This is a genomic window from Micromonospora ureilytica, from assembly GCF_015751765.1.
Classification (GTDB): Bacteria; Actinomycetota; Actinomycetes; order Mycobacteriales; family Micromonosporaceae; genus Micromonospora; species Micromonospora ureilytica.
The window spans coordinates 6,451,098-6,469,963 of sequence record NZ_JADOTX010000001.1; the positions used below are offsets into that span (position 1 = coordinate 6,451,098).

General features: G+C 67.4%; 13 protein-coding genes. 5 read left to right on the forward strand and 8 right to left on the reverse strand.

Features of this window, described 5'->3' with window-relative positions:
* Position 1: 1 nt before the first annotated feature.
* From IW248_RS29650 to IW248_RS29670, 5 genes are read right to left on the reverse strand one after another with little or no spacing between them, the layout of a single operon-like run.
* On the reverse strand, positions 2-3,139 hold the full coding sequence (locus IW248_RS29650; RefSeq protein ID WP_231396486.1) for a non-ribosomal peptide synthetase: 3,138 nt from the start codon (positions 3,137-3,139) through the stop codon (positions 2-4).
* Positions 3,126-3,899 carry a thioesterase II family protein gene (locus tag IW248_RS29655; protein WP_196929545.1) on the reverse strand — a complete coding sequence of 258 codons (774 nt, stop codon included), beginning with the start codon at positions 3,897-3,899 and terminating at the stop codon, positions 3,126-3,128. The genes IW248_RS29650 and IW248_RS29655 overlap by 14 nt, the downstream gene beginning before the upstream one ends.
* The gene (locus IW248_RS29660; RefSeq protein ID WP_196929546.1) at positions 3,896-4,108 is read right to left on the reverse strand and encodes an MbtH family protein; all 213 of its coding nucleotides are present in this window, start codon (positions 4,106-4,108) and stop codon (positions 3,896-3,898) included. The genes IW248_RS29655 and IW248_RS29660 overlap by 4 nt, the downstream gene beginning before the upstream one ends.
* The gene (locus IW248_RS29665) at positions 4,105-6,396 is read right to left on the reverse strand and encodes an acyl-CoA dehydrogenase family protein (protein ID WP_196929547.1); all 2,292 of its coding nucleotides are present in this window, start codon (positions 6,394-6,396) and stop codon (positions 4,105-4,107) included. Before IW248_RS29665 ends, IW248_RS29660 begins: the two co-directional genes overlap by 4 nt.
* Positions 6,393-9,689 carry a non-ribosomal peptide synthetase gene (locus IW248_RS29670; RefSeq protein ID WP_231397974.1) on the reverse strand — a complete coding sequence of 1,099 codons (3,297 nt, stop codon included), beginning with the start codon at positions 9,687-9,689 and terminating at the stop codon, positions 6,393-6,395. The genes IW248_RS29665 and IW248_RS29670 overlap by 4 nt, the downstream gene beginning before the upstream one ends.
* A 256-nt stretch (positions 9,690-9,945) precedes the next feature.
* On the opposite strand from IW248_RS29670, the gene IW248_RS29675 reads away from it, so the two are divergent.
* The 5 genes from IW248_RS29675 to IW248_RS29695 are packed head-to-tail and all read left to right on the forward strand — an operon-like array spanning position 9,946 to position 15,701.
* Positions 9,946-10,710 (forward strand): sulfotransferase-like domain-containing protein, encoded by a 765-nt coding sequence (locus IW248_RS29675; protein WP_196929549.1) that lies wholly within the window; start codon positions 9,946-9,948, stop codon positions 10,708-10,710.
* Positions 10,707-11,618 (forward strand): thioesterase domain-containing protein, encoded by a 912-nt coding sequence (locus IW248_RS29680; RefSeq protein ID WP_196929550.1) that lies wholly within the window; start codon positions 10,707-10,709, stop codon positions 11,616-11,618. Before IW248_RS29675 ends, IW248_RS29680 begins: the two co-directional genes overlap by 4 nt.
* Complete coding sequence (locus IW248_RS29685; protein ID WP_196929551.1) at positions 11,611-12,444, forward strand: class I SAM-dependent methyltransferase; 834 nt, start codon at positions 11,611-11,613, stop codon at positions 12,442-12,444. The genes IW248_RS29680 and IW248_RS29685 overlap by 8 nt, the downstream gene beginning before the upstream one ends.
* A 46-nt stretch (positions 12,445-12,490) precedes the next feature.
* The gene (locus tag IW248_RS29690) at positions 12,491-14,374 is read left to right on the forward strand and encodes a non-ribosomal peptide synthetase (protein WP_196929552.1); all 1,884 of its coding nucleotides are present in this window, start codon (positions 12,491-12,493) and stop codon (positions 14,372-14,374) included.
* Positions 14,375-14,384: 10 nt separating this feature from the next.
* Positions 14,385-15,701 (forward strand): MFS transporter, encoded by a 1,317-nt coding sequence (locus IW248_RS29695; protein WP_231397977.1) that lies wholly within the window; start codon positions 14,385-14,387, stop codon positions 15,699-15,701.
* Positions 15,702-15,799: 98 nt separating this feature from the next.
* On the opposite strand, the gene IW248_RS29700 is transcribed toward IW248_RS29695, so the two are convergent.
* The 3 genes from IW248_RS29700 to IW248_RS29710 all read right to left on the reverse strand — a co-directional run bounded on the left by IW248_RS29700 (position 15,800) and on the right by IW248_RS29710 (position 18,703).
* On the reverse strand, positions 15,800-16,594 hold the full coding sequence (locus tag IW248_RS29700; protein ID WP_231396487.1) for a LuxR C-terminal-related transcriptional regulator: 795 nt from the start codon (positions 16,592-16,594) through the stop codon (positions 15,800-15,802).
* Between the two features lie 52 nt (positions 16,595-16,646).
* A complete protein-coding gene (locus IW248_RS29705) occupies positions 16,647-17,405 on the reverse strand; it encodes an AfsR/SARP family transcriptional regulator (RefSeq protein WP_196929554.1) in 759 nt (252 codons plus the stop codon).
* A 371-nt stretch (positions 17,406-17,776) separates the two neighbouring features.
* Complete coding sequence (locus tag IW248_RS29710; protein WP_231396488.1) at positions 17,777-18,703, reverse strand: serine protein kinase RIO; 927 nt, start codon at positions 18,701-18,703, stop codon at positions 17,777-17,779.
* Between the last annotated feature and the right edge of the window lie 163 nt (positions 18,704-18,866).

An 18,866-nucleotide genomic window follows, 5' to 3' on the forward strand; every position in this document is an offset into this window, starting at 1 on the left:
CTCATTTGTACAGATCGGACACAAGAGCCTCGGGCGTCGTCACGGCCCTCGTCAGCAACCGCAGCCACTCATCGAGCAGCCCGCCGACGGTCTCAGCTGCGAACAGGTCGGTGCAGAACTCGGCCGACACCGCCAGTTCCCCCTCGACCTCGTCCACCTCGACGGTGAGATCGAACTTCGCGGTGCCGTTGTCCACCTCGACCGCCGACACCTCAAGGTCACCCCAGCGGGTTGGTGACCTGCGCGTTCCTTGATAGGCGAAGGCGGTCTGGGTCAGCGGTGGCCGTGACAGGTCGCGTTCGGCGGCGAGTCCCGCGACGAGCCCTTCGAAGGCCACGTACTCGAACTCCAGTGCGGCGAGCATGTCGCCGTAAACCGCGGTCAGGTTGTCCCGGAACGTCGCGGAGGCATCGATCCGCAGCCTGCACACCACGGTGTTGGCGAAGAAGCCGACGACCTCCTCCAGATCCGGGTGCGGTCGGCCCGCTGTCGGTGAGGCGATGAGCAGGTCGGTCTGACCGGTCAGGCGAGCCAGCGCGATTCCCCACGCGGTGAGCGCCACTCCGTTGGCCGTGGCGGCTGAGCGGCGTCCGACATCCTGCATGGCCTTCAGCAGGCCTGATGGCGCCGGACGTCGGATCCGTCGGCCTTGGTAGGTCATCACCGGAGGTCGTGGATGGTCGGTGGGGAGGTTCAGGACCACAGGTGCCCCGTCCAAGCGGGCCAGGGTCCTGGTGAGAGCCACGGATGCGTCGAGTTCGGCCCGCCAGTGCGCAAAGTCGTTGTACCGCAGGGCCGGATGACCGAGCTTGGGCTCCTCGCCTGCACGGCGTGCCGTGTACGCCTCGGCCAGATCCCGTTCGACGAGTTCGAGGCTCAACCCGTCGCCGACGATGTGATGCATGACCATGAGGAAGAGGTGATCGTCCGCCGCGAACCGCAACAGCTCGCCGCGGATGAGCGGCGCGCTGCTCAGGTCGATGTGAGCGGTGGTGAACGCCTGCACGCGTTCACGGGCTACGCGTTCACCCGCCTCGGACCGGGCGAGTGCGATGATCGGTATCCTCGTCACCGGAGCTTCGTTGATCTCCGCGCGGAGCGCCCGGTCGCGATAGACGAATCCGGTCCGAAGTCGTTCGTGGTGCATGACTACGTCGTCGAAGGCGGCCTGCAGCGCGCGCCGATCGAGCGGCCCGCGCAGTCGCACCGCCGAGGGGATGTTGTACGCGACGCCGGCCTGGGGACGCAGCTGGTCGAGGAACCACAACCGCCGCTCACCCGGCCCGACCACCGGTTGGGCTTCGGGGCGTCCGGCGACGGGTGGCAGGTGTCCGACCACTCCGTCGGATCCGATGAGCCGGGCAATCGCGGCCACATTCCGTGCCCGCACCACGTCGCCGGGCGTCAGCGCGTCCCCGTGCCGGTTCCGCAGACGGCTCAGGATACGCAGGACGTGAAGCGAGTTGGCGCCGAGATCGAAAAGGTCGTCGAAGCGTCCGACCGTGGACGACCCCAGCACCTCCCCGACGATCGCGGCGACACGTTCCTCGACGGGTCCCTCCGGTGGCGCGGTCGGCGCGGTCGACGCGAATCGCGCCGGCAGCGCGGCGACATCGACCTTGCCGTTCGCGGTCATGGGCAGCGCAGCGAGGGACACGATGCCGAAGGGCACCTGGTGAGCGGGCAGTCCAGCCGCAGCGATGGCCTTCAGCGCCCCGGTGTCGGCCTCGCCGACGATGTAGGCGATGAGCCGGATGTCCTCCCCGGTCCCGACGGGAACGACGACGCACTCGCGGACGCCGGGTTCCCTCAACAGGAGAGCCTCTGTCTCCGCCGGTTCCACCCGGTATCCACGCACCTTCACCTGGCGATCCGCGCGGCCGAGGAACTCGATCATCCCATCCGGCAGCAGCCTTGCCCGGTCACCGGTGCGGTACATCCGTGAACCCGGCACCGTCGCGAACGGGTCCGGCCAGAAGCGTTGCGCGGTGAGGGCAGGTCTGTGGAGATAACCACGTGCGAGCGCGGGCCCCCCGATGAACAGCTCACCCACCTCGCCGCCGGTGACCGAGGCCATCGCTTCGTCGAGCAGGTACGCCCGCGTGTCACCCAACGGCCGGCCTACTGGCAGCACGGGAGCCGTGGGCATCGGCGTGTCCGCGCTGAAGAGGGCCCCCGTGGCCGTGATCGTGGTCTCGGTGAGCCCGTACGCGTTGATGATCGGCGTGTCACTGTGCCGGCGCCAGCCCGCCAACGATCCCGGGCGTCCCGCATCACTACCGATGATGACGAGACGCAGCGACGGCGGGAGCGCACGCGGGCTCTCGTCGAGGTCGTCGCACCACTGGTGCCAGTACGGCGTGGGCAGGTTGGCCACCGTCGCGCCCTGACTGCGGATCAGTGATTCGAGTTCGGCCGGGGACGGAGTGGGGTCCGGCACGACGACGACGCACGCCCCCGACCCGAGCGTCGGAAACAGTTCCTCGCCCAGCACGTCGAAACCCGGGTTGGCGAACTGCAGGACACGGTCCGTTGCCGTCAGGCCAAATGTCTCGATCGCCATCCGGGCGTGCTGCACGAGGCTGTGATGCTCCACCGCGACGGGCTTCGGCTCCCCGGTGGAGCCGGAGGTGTAGATGACGTAGGCCAACCGCCTGTCGGATTCGGCGGTGTCTCTCGGCCGGCGGTCAGGGGCGGCGACGGCCGCAGCGACGTCGATGACCGTGAACCGGTCGTCCCCGCCGAGGGCGGACACCAGCTGGGGTGCCCCTCCGGTCAGCAGAACCCGCGCCCCGGCGGCGGTCAGCAGCGCGCGTACGCGATCGGCCGGCAGCGCCGGGTCGAGTGGCAGGTACGCGGCACCCGCCTTCAGCGTGGCGAGGATCGCGGTTACCAGCGGGACACCACGGGCGAGACTGACCGCCACCACGGGTTCCGCGCCAGGGCCGTTGACGGCCATGGTCTCCTGCAACCGGGCGGCCACGGCGTCCGCGGCCCTGTTGAGGGCCTGGTAGGTCACGTCAGAGCCGGCGCCCGCGATAGCCGGGGCATTGGGCCGCTCCGCCGCCCGCTTCTCAAACAATCGGTGAACCAACACGTCGTTCCCCCTGTCCTCAACTGCCCGATCAATCAGCGGCATGTAAGTCGCCGGCTCGGGGGGCAGGTGCCGGTGCGGAGAGCATGGCCGCGAGTCGGGTGGTCACGTCCCCCGCGCTGACGTCGTGGAGGTAGAAGTGGCCGCCGGGGAAGGTCAGGTGATCGAAGACGTCGGTGGTGAACCCCCGCCATCGGGCCATCTCCCCCGGCGGTGCGAGCGTGTCGGCGTCCCCACCGAACGCGGCAATGGGCGTGGCGAGCGGGGCGACGGACGCGGGCCGATATGACTCACCCATCCGCAGGTCGGACCGTAGAACAGGTAGGAGAAGCTGCCGCAGCTCCGGATCGTCGAGGGCGGTGTTCGGGCCGCCCATGCCGCGCAACGCGGTGACGATCTCGTCGTCGGTCTGGTTCGACCGCGTGGGGTCACGGCAGGGCGCGTCCGGCGGCGGCGACCCGGACACGATCAGTCGGGCCGCGGGAGTGCCGTTCTGTTCCAGTGCCGCGGCCACCTCGAACGCGATGATGCCGCCGAGGCTGTGCCCGAAGAGGGTCAGCGGCCGGCCCAAAACCGGGAGCAGGGTGGCGGTGATGTCGCCAGCCAGCGATCGGCAGTCGGTGGGCAGCGGCTCGCTGAAGCGACTGGAGTGACCGGGGTACTGGACGGCGAGCACCTCGACCGCGTCACCGAACCAGCTCTGCCAACTGCGGTAGACCCCGGCCGATCCTCCGGCGTGCGGCAGGGCCACGAGGACGGCCCGGGCCTGCGGGCGGCGCGGGCCGATCAACCATCGTCGACTCACTTCGACGTGCCCGCCGAGGTGTAGAGCCGAACGCTGAGCGGCCGCATGTCGACCCAGACCTCTTCGATGTGTGCGAGGCACTCGTCCTCTGAGCCGGCGAAGCCCTCGTCCCGCCACCCGGCTGGAATCGGTGAGGCCTGCGGCCAGATAGAGTACTGCTCGTCGTCGTTGATTACGACCCGATAGGCGGTCCTGACCTCGTCGTTCATGTTTCTTCGGTCTCCTCGTCGGACTTGGGCAGCGGGGTCGGCAGCCCCTCGGTGGACACCAGCCACGGGTCGGTGATGAGCTCGAGGCCGTCGCGGCGCTCCAGGCGTTGCCGGGCAGCCGCACACCACAGGCGCAACGGGCTGCCGTACCGCACCGCCTCGGTACGGGCGAGCCGGTAGTGCCGGTGGACGGAGACGTCCGCGGTGAGGCCGCGCGCGCCACAGACATGAAGCGCGGTGCGAGTGGTGTTGAGAGTCGCCTCGGCGGCCAGTGCGAGCGCGTCGAGCGACGCTCTGGTGGTCGGCCGGCCCTCGTCGCTGAGCCAGCCGGCTCGGCGCACCGCGACCCACGCGGTCTCCAGCGACGTCGCGGCCTCCGCCAGGCCGAAGGCGACCGCCTGGAAGTCGTGGATCGGCCGCTCGAACTGCCGGCGTTCCTGGGTGTAGGCGCGAGCCGCATCGTGGGCTCCGCCCGCGAGCCCGAGGAGGTAGGCCGCCTGTCGAACACGTGCGCGCGCGACCAGGGCGAGGCGATCCTCGGGCGACGTGACGGCGATGACCTCCCCGGCGTCGACCACCAAGCCGTGGAAGGTCGCGAGCGGTTGGTCGCCGTCGATCGCGTGCCAGCCGGGCCGGGTCGTCGGAACCAGTGCGAGCGCTACCGTCCCGTCCGCCAGCAGGGGGATGAGCAGGTGCGTGACCTGACCGCCGTCGATGGCCATCGAGCCGTGAACCCGCCAACCACCCTCGATCGCTTCGGCCGACATCGGCCTGTCGAGAGCGAACATGCCGGTGTCGACCGTGAGCGTGCCAGCGATGAGCGGCTCCAGCAGACCTGCTCGGGCCGCCGTGGAGCTGGTCCGCAAGGCGTCGATGGTCAGCGTCACGCCGCTGTGCGGGCCGCGCAGCAGAGCGCGACCGAGTTCCTCACAGACGACGAGTGACGCCTGAAGACCGAGATCCAGTCCGCCGGCATCCGCCGGCGCCTCGAACGCCGGCACGCCCAGCTCCACGAGCGGAGCCCAGCTCGGGCATCCCTCGCCCGCCGTCGGGAGTGGAGTCCGCACGTCCGGACGAAGGCCCTGCGTGGCTTCCTGGAGACAGTCGCGCACTGCCTTCCGGAGCTGTTTTGCCAGTGCGCTCTCGACCGACGTGAAGTCGGTGTCGGCCGACAATGTGTCAGAGGCTGCGACGATCTGGAGCATCACTTCGGACGTGCCTGCGGAGAAGGTCAATCCGGGTGCCTCCCGGTAAGCGGCTTCGAGCATGCGAGTGGTCGCTGGAAAGGTCGTGTGAGCATCGTGGTGAACCAGGTTCGCCCACGCGGCGAGGTCCGCGGCCAGTTCGCTCGTCACATATTTGGCAGCTGCGGCGGCACCGTCCCCGGCTCCCTCCGGGTGCACGGCAAGTGCGTTGATCAGTTGCCAGGCGTGCAGCCGGGTCGCTTCAACCGCTGCCCCGTACCGCCCGACGGCCGCGAGGTGCGGTTCCAGATCCATTCCGGTGAGCGCGGCGGAATACCACTTCTCGGCCTTGAGTGAGTAGTCCAGCCCGGTCCGTTCCATGGACAGCGCTCGGGTGATCAACGTCCAGCCGTCTTCGCCGATGCCGATGATCCGGTCGGTGCTGACATGCACCCCTTCGAGACGTACGCGATGGAACTGCTCGTCGGCCAGGCACGGAATGATCTCCCTGGTGAGACCCTCGGCGTGCATGTCCACGAGGAACAGTCGGATGCCCCGGTACCGGTTGCCCCCGTCATCGATCCGGGCCGCGCACAACGCGATGTCGGTGACGTCGCTCTTGAGGTTGTAGACCTTCACGCCGTCGAGGCGGTATCCGTCCCCGTCGGGTACGGCCGTCGTCCGGATGGACGCGAGATCCGAACCAGCCTCCGGCTCGGTATAGAGCACGCTCGCGAACTGCAGGCCGACGGCCAGGCTCGGCAGGAATTCAGCCTGCTGCTCGACGGTGCCGGCACGTTGCAGGAAGAGGCCGACGATCTGAATCGTGTTGACGTGCAGCGTGTCCGGAACGCCGGCTCGGGCGAGTTCCTCGGCCACGATCGCGGCCTCCACGAGGCCCAGACCCCGGCCCCCATGCTCCTCGGCCCAGTTGACCGCGAGCAGTCGACGCTCGCCGAGCGCGCGGTACAACGGACGTACCTCGGGCTCGGCCTCGTCCGAGTCGGCCAGCAGCTTGAGGTGCGTCGTGATGTCCGGGGAGGCGAGCTCGACGCGGATCTCGCGGCGGAAGGCCTCCTCCGCGGGTGTGAACCCAAGTTTCATCGGACTGCGTCGCCACCAATCATCCGCTCGGCTTCCTCGTCCGACATGCCCTCGATGAGGGCGACGAGTTGGTCGTCGGACAGGTGAAGCGCCCGCTCCCGGTCGATGATCGAGGCGAGGTGCGCGACGGTCGGTGATCGGAAGAACTCCACCAGCCGAACGTCGACGTCGAAGTCAGCGCTGATGCGCGACATCAGATGGGCCGCCTGGAGGCTGTTACCGCCGAGCTGGAAAAAGTCGTCGTCGATGCTGATCCGATCCCGGTGCAGGACACTGGTGAAGATCTGTTCGGCGAGGCGGCGTTCGGTCTCGGTACGAGGCTCCGCGAACGGCCCCTCGCCCGTGAGCTGATCCGTGTTCGGATCGGGCAGGGCCGCGTGGTCGACCTTGCTGCTCACGGTGAGCGGCAGGGCCGGCAGCTCGACGAAGTAGGCCGGCACCATGTGCGCCGGAACTCGCTGAGCCACGTGGCTGCGTAGGCCGTCACGGCTGACCGGTTGACCGGCCGAGGTGTAGTAGGCGACGAGGTGGCGTTCGCCGTGCGGATCGGTCCACACCACCACAGCCAGCTGTCCGAGCCCGGGATAGCTGGCTGTGGTGGCCTCCACATCGCCGAGCTCGATGCGTAGGCCGCGAATCTTGACCTGGTTGTCCATCCGACCCACGAACTCGAGAGTTCCGTCGCGCCTACGGCGTACCAGATCGCCGGTGTGGTAGAGGCGGCCGTCGACTGTGCTTCCGAAGGGATCGGGCACGATCTTCCTGGCGGACAGCTCGGGGTCGTTCAGGTAGCCGCGAGTGAGACCGGCGCCACCGATGACGCACTCGCCGACCACGCCGTAGGGGACCAGTCGGAACTGCTCATCGACGACGTGGGCGACGTGGTTGGCGATTGGCAGGCCGATCGGGGGTGAGGTCTCCCAGCGCCCCGAACATTCATGCACGATCATCGTGACGGTGCACTCCGTCGGGCCGTAACCGTTGAAGAACTTCCTGCCCTGGTTCCACCTGTTGACCAGCGCCCCGGGGAACGCCTCACCGCCGACGAACACGATCCGCAAGGAGGTGAAGCGTTCGGGCTCCAGCAGCGCCATGACCGTCGGCGGAAGGTCAGCCACGGTGATCCCGGCCTGCTCGATGAGGTCACCGAGTCGACGCATGTCCAGCCGCTGCTCGTCGTCGGCGAGACAGAGTCGGCCGCCGGTGAGCAGAGCGTTGAACATCTCGCCGACCGAGACGTCGAAGTTGGCGGACGCGTATCCGAGCATCCGGTCCTTCGGGGTCAGCTCGAACAGCTCGCGCATGGCATCGACGAATGCGACGACCGAGCGGTGCTCGATCAGGACTCCCTTGGGGCGCCCGGTGGTGCCGGAGGTGTAAAGCGCGTAGGCGACATCGGTGCAACTCGTCGGCACGTTCGGACTGCTGTCGGAGTAGCTCTCGAGTCGCGAACCGAGAGTGTCGAGGGTGAGGACGGTGGCCTCCACGGCCGGTAGGCGGTCGACGAGGTCGGCGTGGGTGAGCACCGCGGCCGGTTCGGCGTCGTCGAGAATCGCCCGCATCCGGGCCGGGGGATAACCCGGATCCACCGGCACGTACGCGGCCCCGGCCTTGAGCACGGCCAGTACCGCCACGCACAGGTCCTGGGTGCGGCGCAGACTGAGCGCCACCCGGTCTCCGGGCCGGATGCCGTGGTCGATCAGCAACCGGGCCATCCGATTGGACATCCGGTCGAGTTCGGCGTACGTGTAAGCCACCTCGTTGACGACGAGCGCCACCGCTGCCGGGTTCTCGGCCACCCGGGTCGCGAAAACCTCGGGAACGGACTGCTCCGGCAATGCGGTCCGCGGCCCGTTCCATCTCGTCAGCAGGTCCTGCTGCTCGGGCTCGGACAACAGCGGAACCCCGGAGACGGTCAGCTCGGGTGCGGCGAGGACCGACTGCAGCACCCGCCGGTAGTGGATGAGCAGCGTCTCCACCCGTTCGGCGTCGAACAGGTCGGTGTTGAACTCGGCCTCCACGACGGTCCCGGTCGGGTCCGGTGTCACGTTCCAGCTCAGGTCGAAGCGCGAGGCGCCCGTGTCGAGCTGCTCAGTCTCCACCCGCAGTCCCGGCAGAGACAGCCGTGCCGATCCGCTCTGAAGGGCGAAGACGATCTGGAACAGCGGCGGACGCGAGGGGTCCCGGGCCGGCCGTACGGCGTCGACGACCCTTCCGAACGGCAGGTCGGCGTGGAGGAAGGCGGCCGTGGTGGTGGAACTGACGCGGCTGAGCAGTTCGCGGAAGCTCGGATCGCCGGACAGGTCGGCACGCAGGGCGACCATGTTGACGAAGAACCCGATGATCCGGTCGACGTCGTCTCCGTCTCGCCCCCACGTCGGTGAGCCGACGACCAGGTCGGTCTGCCCCGTGTAGCGCGCCAACAGCACCAGGAAGGCCGCGAGATACACGACGTTCGGAGTGACCCGGGCCGACCGGGCGAGTCGCTCAACGGCGTCGCTGGCGGACGGGTCGAGAACTGTGCGTCGGTAGGCTCCGGCGTAGGTGACGACGGGTGGGCGAGGCCGATCCGTGGGCAGTGCCACGGTGGGGGCGCCGCGCAGGTTCTCCCGCCAGAACGTTGCCAGCTCACCCAGACGGCCACCCTCGTGGCGGTCCCGCTCGGCGATGGCGTGATCGGCGTACTGCTGCGGCAACGGGGGAAGCTCCTCGCCCGTGTACGCGGCCGACAGTTCCTCTATGAACAGCGTGTTCGACCAGCCGTCGAACACCACGTGGTGCACGACGAAGACGAACACGTGGTGTTCGGCATCCAGTCGTAGCAGCGCCGCCCGGATCAGCGGCCCGACCCCGAGATCAAACGGCTGACAGGTCATCTCGACGGCGATCTTCCGCACGGCGCCCATGACATCGTGGGTACCGGCCTCAACGTTCTGAACTGGCAGGGGCACCGGACCGGCGGGCAGGACGACCTGCTCCGGACCGTGCGAGGCAACTCGCAGCACGCTACGCAGAGCCTCCTGCCGTCGTACGACGGTGGACAGCGCGTCGCTCAGCCGGTCGATGTCCAGCAGCCCGAACACAGTGAACAGCGTGCCGATGTTGTAGGCCGACTGCCCCGGCGCGAGCCGGTCGAGGAACCACAGGGTCTCCTGGGCGTAGGAGAGTGGCGCCGGCGCTCCGGGCTCACGGCGGGGGGAAGGCGGCGGAGCCGGTGCCGTGCTGGCCGCCCGCAGCGCGGCCAGGAACTCGGCCCGTCGGTCGCCCGGGAGCCGGGCAAGCCGCTTCGCCATGTCGCTCACGGCGCACTCCTCACTCCGGAATTACTGGACACGACCTCCATGAATTGGGCGCCGCAGGCAAAGGTTAGGGGTGGGTGGCCGCTCACGTCGACCGTGCCGTGTTGACCCGCTTGTAGTCTTCATACGCATGGCCCGGGTGATGTCATCACAATTCTACGACGTTCGGTAAAGAATGTAATCACACTGATTACACGGGCAGGATTGCGCCGGTTGGTCTCGCCGTCAGGCCTTCCACCGAGGCGATCGGATGCGTAGCCTGCTGGGCGTGCCGGAGTTTGCTGGAATCGCTGGATCCCGCCGTGGCGTGATCGCTTTGTGGAGTGCGCCGAGGTCGAGGTCGACGGCATTCCTGAGGATGATGATGGCCCGCGGGGATGTCCTGGCCGTACATGAACCGTTCTCCCGCCTCGCGGACTTCGGTGAGGCGCAGGTGGAGGGGCGGACGATACGGTCGGAGGACGAACTGATCCACACCCTGTGCCGGATCGGTGAGGAGACCTGCGTCTTCTTCAAGGACACCATGGACTTCCGGTACGAACGGGTGCTGGCGGATGACCGGTTCCTCCGGGACGCGACCCACACCTTCCTCATCCGGAGGCCGGACGAGGTCATCGCCTCGCACTTCGCCCTCAATCCGAACCTCGAACGAGACGAGATCGGATTCGCGTATTTGCACGAGCTGTATCTGGCTGTCGTGGATGCGCAGGGCGTCGAGCCTGTGGTGCTCGACTCGGCGGATCTGCTGGAGAATCCCGAGGCGGCGGTCCGGGCGTACTGCGACCGGACCGGTCTCAAGTTCGACGAGGCCGCGCTTCGTTGGCCTCCCGGCATGCGTCCGGAATGGGGGCGCACCGAACGCTGGCATGCCGATGTGAGTGAGACCGATGGTTTCGTGGCGCGCCAGAGAGTCTATTCCCAGACTGTCTACAACAATGAGATTCTAGCTAGCTACCATAAATATCATCTGCCCTTTTTCGAATACCTGCGCGCCCGACGTGTGGACATCCTGTGAGCGACCGCGTCGAAGGTCTTTCGCCAGCAAAGCGGCGATTGTTGGAAGCGCTGCAGGCGAAGCGTTCGTCGAAAGTCGACAAGGTCGCTGGCGAACTGGTTCGGCTGCGGGACGGTGGCTCGGACAAACCGCCCGTGGTCCTCATCCACCCGATCGGCGGCGGGGTCTTCTGCTACGCGGATCTCGGCCGGCTGATCCCCGGCGATCGCGCCGTCTGGGCGATCGCCGCGGGCGAACTGTTGGCGAAGGGCGCGCCCCCCACGGTCACCCAGATCGCGCTCGCCTACCTGGATCTGCTTCGAGCGAACGGCGTTTCCGGCGCGGCGGTCCTGGCGGGTTGGTCGTTCGGCGGCCTGGTCGCCCGCGAAATGGCGCGCCAGTGCGCCACCCGACCAGTGCTGGTGCTGATCGACACCGCGCCTTGGCCGTCGGACGTACCGGCCTGGAGTTCGGCCGAGACGCTGGAGGTGTTCGTGGAGGACCTGCTCCGCTCCGCCGGAGTCACCTTCGACCGGGTACCCGTCGACTCCGACCTGTGGAACCTGCCGACCGAGCAGGCGCTGAGCGCGGTCGGCGCGTGCCTGAGCGAGCAGGGCCTGGACCTGAAGCTGACGCCGAGCGAGCGGATGACGCGGGTACGCATCTTCGAGAACGCGACCCGGGCGATGCAACGGCACCGTCCGGGGGAGTACGGCGGACCGACCACGGTGCTGCACGCGCTGGAGTCCGATGTCAGTCCGCACTACTGGGCGGAGCGGGCAGAGGGCCGTCCCCCGACAACCATCGCCTTGGCCGGCGATCACTTCAGTTTGCTGCGTCCGCCGACGGTGGCGCAGGTCGCGCAGGCGATCAACAGGGCTGCCGAAGCCGCACCAGTCAACCACACGTTGAGGAGTGTCGATGAGTGAGAGCCAACGGGTCCGTGAGGCCGAGAAGCGCACATCGCGCGCCGACGGCACGCCGGACGACTACCTCTACGAAGCCGCCATCTACGACACGTTGTGGGCCGAGCTGAACGAGCTCGACCTGCCGTTCCTGCTCGCCCGCGCCGAGAAGTTCGGTGGACCGTTGCTGGAGTTGGCCTGCGGAACCGGCCGGGTCCTTCTGCCCTGCGCCGCCAAGGTGGAGCGGGCGGTCGGTATCGACCGATCTCCGTCGATGTTGAAGGAGGCGCGGGCCAATCTGAAGGCCGCCGGCATCGACGAGGAGCGCGTCGATCTGGTTGAGGGTGACCTGCGCACGTTCGAGTTGGGCCAACGTTTTCCACTGATTCTGGCCGGTGGCCAACCGATGTTCCACCTCCCCACCGACGACGACTGGCTGGCAACCCTCCAGACGGTACGAAGGCATCTCGCTCCGGGCGGGACCTTCGTCGCTGGCGTCCCGGTCTTCACGGAGGAGGACATCCGGAACTACGACAGGCGATACCTGTTCTCCGGTGAGGTCCGCCATCCGGAGACCAATCGCCGGATCGCGATGTGGGACTTCAGCACCTTCGACACGGACAAGCAGACCATCACCCGCCGGCGGGTGAGTGAAGTCCTCGACGAGGAGGGTGTGGTGCTGGAGCGGCAGCACGGTCTGCGGGTGAACTTCTACCGATTCCCGGACCAGATCCGGGCGCTGCTGAACCGCGCGGGCTTCCGCATCACGCGCGAGTTCGGGGCTTACGACGAGAGTCCATACTCGACGGACTCCGAGTACTTCATCTGGGAAGTGACGGCGGAGGACTGATCGACGGTCGACTGGAGGCCACAGCCCGGATGAGAGCAGGTTTGTTGTGTTGGGTGTGCATGGGACGTTCGTGGGTGTCGCGCAGCGCTACGCCGATCGGGTGGCGGTGTCGGATGGCGCGCGGGAGTTGACGTATCGGCAGGTCGATGAGGCGTCGACGGTGTTGGCGGCGCGGTTGGCTGCGGTGGGGGTGGGGCGGGGGACGTTGGTCGGGTTGTGCGTGCAGCGGTCGGTGAGTCTGGTCGTGGCGATGGTGGCGGTGTTGAAGACGGGGGCGGGTTATGTGCCGCTGGACCCTGGTCATCCTCATGCCCGGCTGCGGGCGGTCCTGGCTGACGCCGGTTGTCCGGTGGTGGTGGGTGACGCGTCGTGGCGCGGGGTGTTCACCGAGGTCCCGACGTTCGTGGCGATCGACGACGCGGGCGCGGGCGACGACGCGGGCACCGACGACGTGGGGGGATCGTTCACGCCGGTGGCGGTGTGTGACGACGACACCGCCTACATCATCTACACCTCCGGATCGACCGGGAAACCCAAGGGTGTGCGGGTCACCCACCGCAACGTCCTCCGGCTGTTCACCACCACCGACGAACTGTTCGACTTCACCCACACCGACGTGTGGAGCATGTTCCACTCCGCCGCGTTCGACTTCTCCGTCTGGGAGATCTACGGCGCTCTGCTGCACGGCGCCCACGTCGTCGTCGTCGCCCACACCACGACCCGCGACCCCGACGCCATGTGGCACCTCATCCGCGAGCGTCACGTCACCGTGCTGAGCCAGACACCCACCGCGTTCGCCAACCTCGCCAAGGCCGCCGCCGCCACCGCTCACCCACCCACCGACCTGCGCTACGTCATCTTCGGCGGGGAACTCCTCCAACCGGCCACCCTCACCACCTGGGCCACGCACTACGGCACCACCACACCCCACCTCGTGAACATGTACGGCATCACCGAAACCACCGTCCACGTCACCCACCACACCATCACCCCCGAGGACCTCACCCAACCCCACAGCCCCATCGGACGAGCACTACCCGACCTCACCATCGACCTGCTCGACCCCGACGGCAACCCCGTGCCCGACAACACCCTCGGCGAAATGTTCATCAGCGGCCCCGGACTCAGCCTCGGCTACCACCAACGACCCGCCCTCACCGCCCACCACTTCCCCCCCAACCCCCACCCCCACCACCACACCCACACCCGCCGCTACCGCACCGGCGACACCGCCACCCGCCAACCCGACGGCACCTACCACTACCACGGCCGCACCGACCACCAGATCCAACTCCGCGGCTACCGCATCGAACCCCACGAAATCGAACACACCCTCCAAACCCACCCCCACGTCCACACCGCCCACATCACCCTCACCACCACCACCGACCACCCCCACCTCACCGCCCACATCACCCTCACCCCCCACACCCCCAACAACCCCCACACCCAAAAAACAATCCGAAACCACCTCAACCACCACCTACCACCCCACATGATCCCCACCCACATCCACACCCACACCCACCTCCCCACCACCACCAACGGCAAAATCGACCCCACCCAACTCCCCACCACCACCCCGCCACCGCCGTTGCGCGAGTACACCGCTCCTCGCGACGAGATCGAGGCCGGCATCGCGGAGCTCTTCGAGGAAGTGCTGAACTGCGGTCCGGTCGGCGCCCACGACGACTTCTTCGAACGAGGTGGGGACTCGCTCATAGCGTTGAGGTTGATGGCCCGACTGCGAAAGAAATTCGCGGTGGACCTTCGTGTCTCGACCCTGTTGGCTGCTCCACAGGTGGATGAGTTGTCCGCCCACGTCGTCGAGCGACTGATGACGGCCATGGACCCTGGCCGTCTTGACGCGCTCCTCTGGGATACGCAGGGCGTCCTGCCAAGCATCAGTGAAAAGCCAACGATGGGATGACATGGCAGACATGAAGGGTGACCGGCCGGGGTCACGCAGCGGAGAGATCCGGTCGCTGCTGCGACGGCCCGGTTTCCGCTACCTCTACATCGCTCAGACGGCGTCCGTCGTCGGTGACGCCATCATTCCGATCGCACTGGCGTTCGCTGTGCTGCAGTTGACCGGGTCACCCGCGGCGCTGGGGCTGGTACTCGCGGCGCGCATCCTGCCCACCGTGGTCCTGTTGTTGATAGGCGGTGTCATCGCCGATCGGCTTCCACGACGCGCGGTGATGATGGCCTCCGACCTGACCCGGTTCGGTTCGCAGGCCCTGGCCGGAGTGCTGCTGCTGACGGGGGACGCCAACCTGGCCTCCATGATCGTTCTACAGCTGGTGGCGGGTACCGCAGCGGCGTTCTTCCAGCCCGCCTCCTCCGGGCTTCTCCCGGAGGTGGTTCCGGCAAAGGATCTCCAGCCGGCCAATGGCCTGATTCAGCTCAGCGAGAACTTCGCCTGGACGCTCGGGCCGGCCCTGGGTGGTCTCCTGGTGGCGCTGGTCTCGCCCGGCGCGGCGCTCATTTTTGACGGTGTGACCTTCCTGATCAGCGCGATCGCACTGTGGATGCTCAAGGTGGACCGGCGGGCGCCGTCTGTCCAGGAGAATCCCTCGATCTTGCGAGAGTTGCGCGGGGGTTGGACCGAATTCCGAACCCGAACCTGGCTGTGGACGACGGTCGCGTGGGCGGGCACCTTCCACCTGCTCGTCTTGCCGGCTTGGCAGATCTTCGGCCCATCGATCGCCCGTGACCAACTTGGCGGGGCTCCCGCCTGGGCGCTCATCACCACGTGCTCAGGCCTCGGGTCGGTGCTCGGCGGCGTGATCGCGCTTCGGATGCGCCCCCGCTACCTCCTGCGGGCCTCGTTCGTCCCGTTGGGCATGTACGGGCTGCAACTCCTCGCCCTGGGGCTGCTCGCCCCGGTGCCCGTCATCGCGGCTGCCGCGTTGGTGAGCAACATCGGGTTGTCGATGTTCAACGTCTTCTCCTTCACCGCGATGCAGCAGAACGTGCCGATCGAGGCAATGGGCCGCGTCAGCTCGTACGAATGGCTGGGCAGCATCGCTCTGCTCCCCATCGGCCAGGCCCTCATCGCGCCGATCGGTAGCCAGACGTCACCCACAACGATGCTGATCGTGGCGGCCGGCTGGATGGCGATCACACCAGTGCTGCTCTTCATGATCCGTTCTGCCCGGAACCTTCGGGCGGTGGACGACGAATCGCTCGCCGAGGCCGCCGCCCAGCAAGCCGAAGAGGCCGTGGAGCCCGACGTCAGGGCGCAGAAGGTTTGATATGACGAGAGGGATCCGGTGACCACGCGGGACTCCGCGTGGTCACCGGCGGGGAGCAGTCGCCAGCAGCTCGGGCCCGGCTCCCGGTCACAGGCGCCTCACGTCTGCATCAACCCGGCCCGGTACGCGAACGACACGAGCTGGGCCCGATCGGTCAACTGCAACTTGCTGCGCATCCGGTACACGTGCGTCCGGACGGTGGCGATGCCGATGGCCAGCCGGTCGGCGACCTGCTCCGTGGAGAGCCCGGTCGCGATGAGTACGAGGACCTGCCGCTCGCGGGTGGTCAGTGCGGCCGCGATGGGCCGCAGGGTCTCCTCTGGCTGTGTGTTGCGGCGCCGAAACCAGTCGACGAGCCGTCGAGCCACCCGGGGCGGCAACATGACCTCGCCGCGGGCGGCGATCCGGACAGCGGAGGTGAGGTCCTCGGCGTCCGATTCGGGACCCACCACGCAACTGACGCCGGCATGCAGGATCTCACTGATGATCTCGTCCGCGTAATTCATCGTGTAGACGACGAACTGGGCGGTCGGCTGGAGGTTGTCCCGACGCAACCGGGACATCAGTTCCAGCCCGGACGTACCCCGGAGGGAGAGTCCGGTGATGATGACGTCGGGTCGGTGGGACCGGGCGAGCATCACCGCATGGGCTCCACTGTCGGTGGAGTCAATGACCGTTATGCCGTCTCCGGCGGAGAGCATCATCCGCAGTCCGTTGCGGACCACGGGAAGTTCATCACAAATGAGGACGCGCGGCATTTGAACCCCCGTTGCAGCCATTTGGGCAGCGCTTGATCGCTGAACGTCACCGGGCGGCGCAGCCGACACAGTGGCGGACGTCGTTATCTTCACCCAGCCCGCCATCCATCGGCTATTGGTGATCACCAGGGTCATGGATGCAGGCCAGGGCGCCCCCGCGACGGCGGCCGGCCGGGTCGGCGAGGCGTCACGGTGTCATCGAGGGTTCCACCGCCGCATCGGTCAGGGCCGCGTGCAGCAACTTCTGGAGCCCGTCGCCGGGCTCCAGCCCCAGTTCCTGGATGAAGGTCCGTCGCGCGTTCCGGTACGCCGCGAGCACGTCTGCGCGGCGGCCAGTGTAAAGCAGGGCGGTCATCAGCTGTCGATGGAAGCGTTCGCGAAGCGGGTGCTCGGCTACCAGTCCCATCAGTTCGCCGATGAGGTCCTGGGCGCGCCCGAGCTCGAGCTCAAGCTCGATGGTCTGCTCGAGAACGGTCAGCCGTCGCTCGGAAAGCTGGGCCGCAGAGGACTCCACGGCGGCGCTCACCACGTTGCCCAGAGGAGCGCCCCGCCACAGGCTCAATGCCGCTCTGAAAAGTTCGGTGGCTTCGCCTGGTCGGTCGCGTGTCAGCGCGCGACGGCCCTCGGCGACCAGCTGGTCGAAATGGTTGAGATCCAAATCGTCCTTTGCTATTCGAATGGAATAGCCCGGTGCGCTGGTGAGGATTCTGGAGGGTATCCCGGCGGATGCGAAGAGTCTGCGTAGCGTGGAAACGCCGATCTGCACCTGGCCACGGGAGGTCTGAGGTGGGGTGCTTCCCCAGATGGCGTCCGCGAGTCGGGCGACCGGCACGACCTGGTTCGCCGAGATCAGCAGCGCGGCGAGAATCACCCGCTCCCTTGGCGCAATCATGACCTGGCACTCGCCACTCAACACTTCCAGTGGTCCGAGAACACGGAAAATCATGCTTCCCCCGTACTGCCCGCTCTTTTGGCCGACGTGACCGATTCCCACTGAGCGCCGCGCCTAATCGCCCGGCACGTCGTGAATATAGCCTGTTTGCTTAGCGGTCGGCGCGGCAGTAACTTTGGGTGACATCAAGTGATGGTGGTCGAAGCTTGCCGGGTGTCTGAGAAATAGCCGTTTTTCCTGGCTGGGTGGGGTCGACGGCAGGTGCCGGCCGTTGCGAGATCCTTTTCCCGGCTAGCTGGATCAACGCTGAGGTGACGGTGCGTGTGCATTCGGTGCCATGACGGACCGTGCCGGGGAGCTGTCCTGCCCCGGTGATCGGGGACGGTGGCGATGGCCCCTCGACGACTCCGGTGGGCCGGTGCGGGTCAGAGACCCACCTCCTGGCGTAGCAGGCCATGCAGGTCGTCCGGGTCCACGTACGGGCCGACCATGCCTGCGGAGGTGAAGAAGGCGCAGATGTTCCTGACGTCGCGCTCCAGGTACTCGGGGCCTTGAGGGTTTGTCAGCACGTTGACGATCTGCGGCAGGTCGATGATGACGATCTGACCGTCATGGACGAGCAGGTTGTAGGGCGACAGGTCGCCGTGGGTGAAGCCCTCGCGGGCGAGCAGGACGAGCGCGTCCACGAGCTCGTCCCAGATGCCGGTGAGTTCGTCGGCTGTCAGCCGTGCGTCGGCCAATCGAGGGGCGGCGATCCCCTCCTCCTGGCCGACGAACTCCATCAGGATTTCCTGCCCCGAGACCTGGACCGGGTACGGCACGGGCAAGCCGAGCTGGTAAAGGCCGCTCAGTGCCCCGAATTCCGTGCGGGCCCACTGCTCAGCCACCACCTTTCTCCCGTAATCGGTGCTGTTGGCCATCGCCCGCATCTCTCGGGAGTTCCGCACCTTGCGGCCCTCCAGATATCCGGTCTCGCGATGAAACATCCGGTGCTCGGAAACACGGAATCGCTTCGCGGCCATGAGACATCTGCGGTCGGTGTCGGTATTCTCCCGTCGCACCAAGAAGACGTCGGCCTCCTTGCCCGTCTTGAGAATACCCAACTCGATATCGACCGCGCCGGCGTCGGTGACGAGCCAGTCGGGATACGGAATTGGGCCGCGGGAATTCGCCGGAGACGAATTCCAGGTTGACCAGCGCCAATTATCCTGATCGTCGGCCGCGTTCCCGAATGTGGACTCCTCCTCTTCCGTGAACCGGCCGTCGTAGGTCGGCTCATTGTCGCTGTAGCTGCCATACCGCTTCTTTCCGCGTCGCGGAAACGCCGGGGTGTAGCCGTCAAAGTCGGGCAATGCCGACCTCCTCGGATTCGATCGCAGGCCCGGCCGCATCAGTGGTGGACGGGGGAGCCTCCATGAGACCACTCCTCGTGCCAGGTCCGCAGACCGCGGAGACCCCGCAAAGGTGGCCGGCAGCACGGGCGGGACACCGCCGACGAGGCGTAGGAGGTGATCC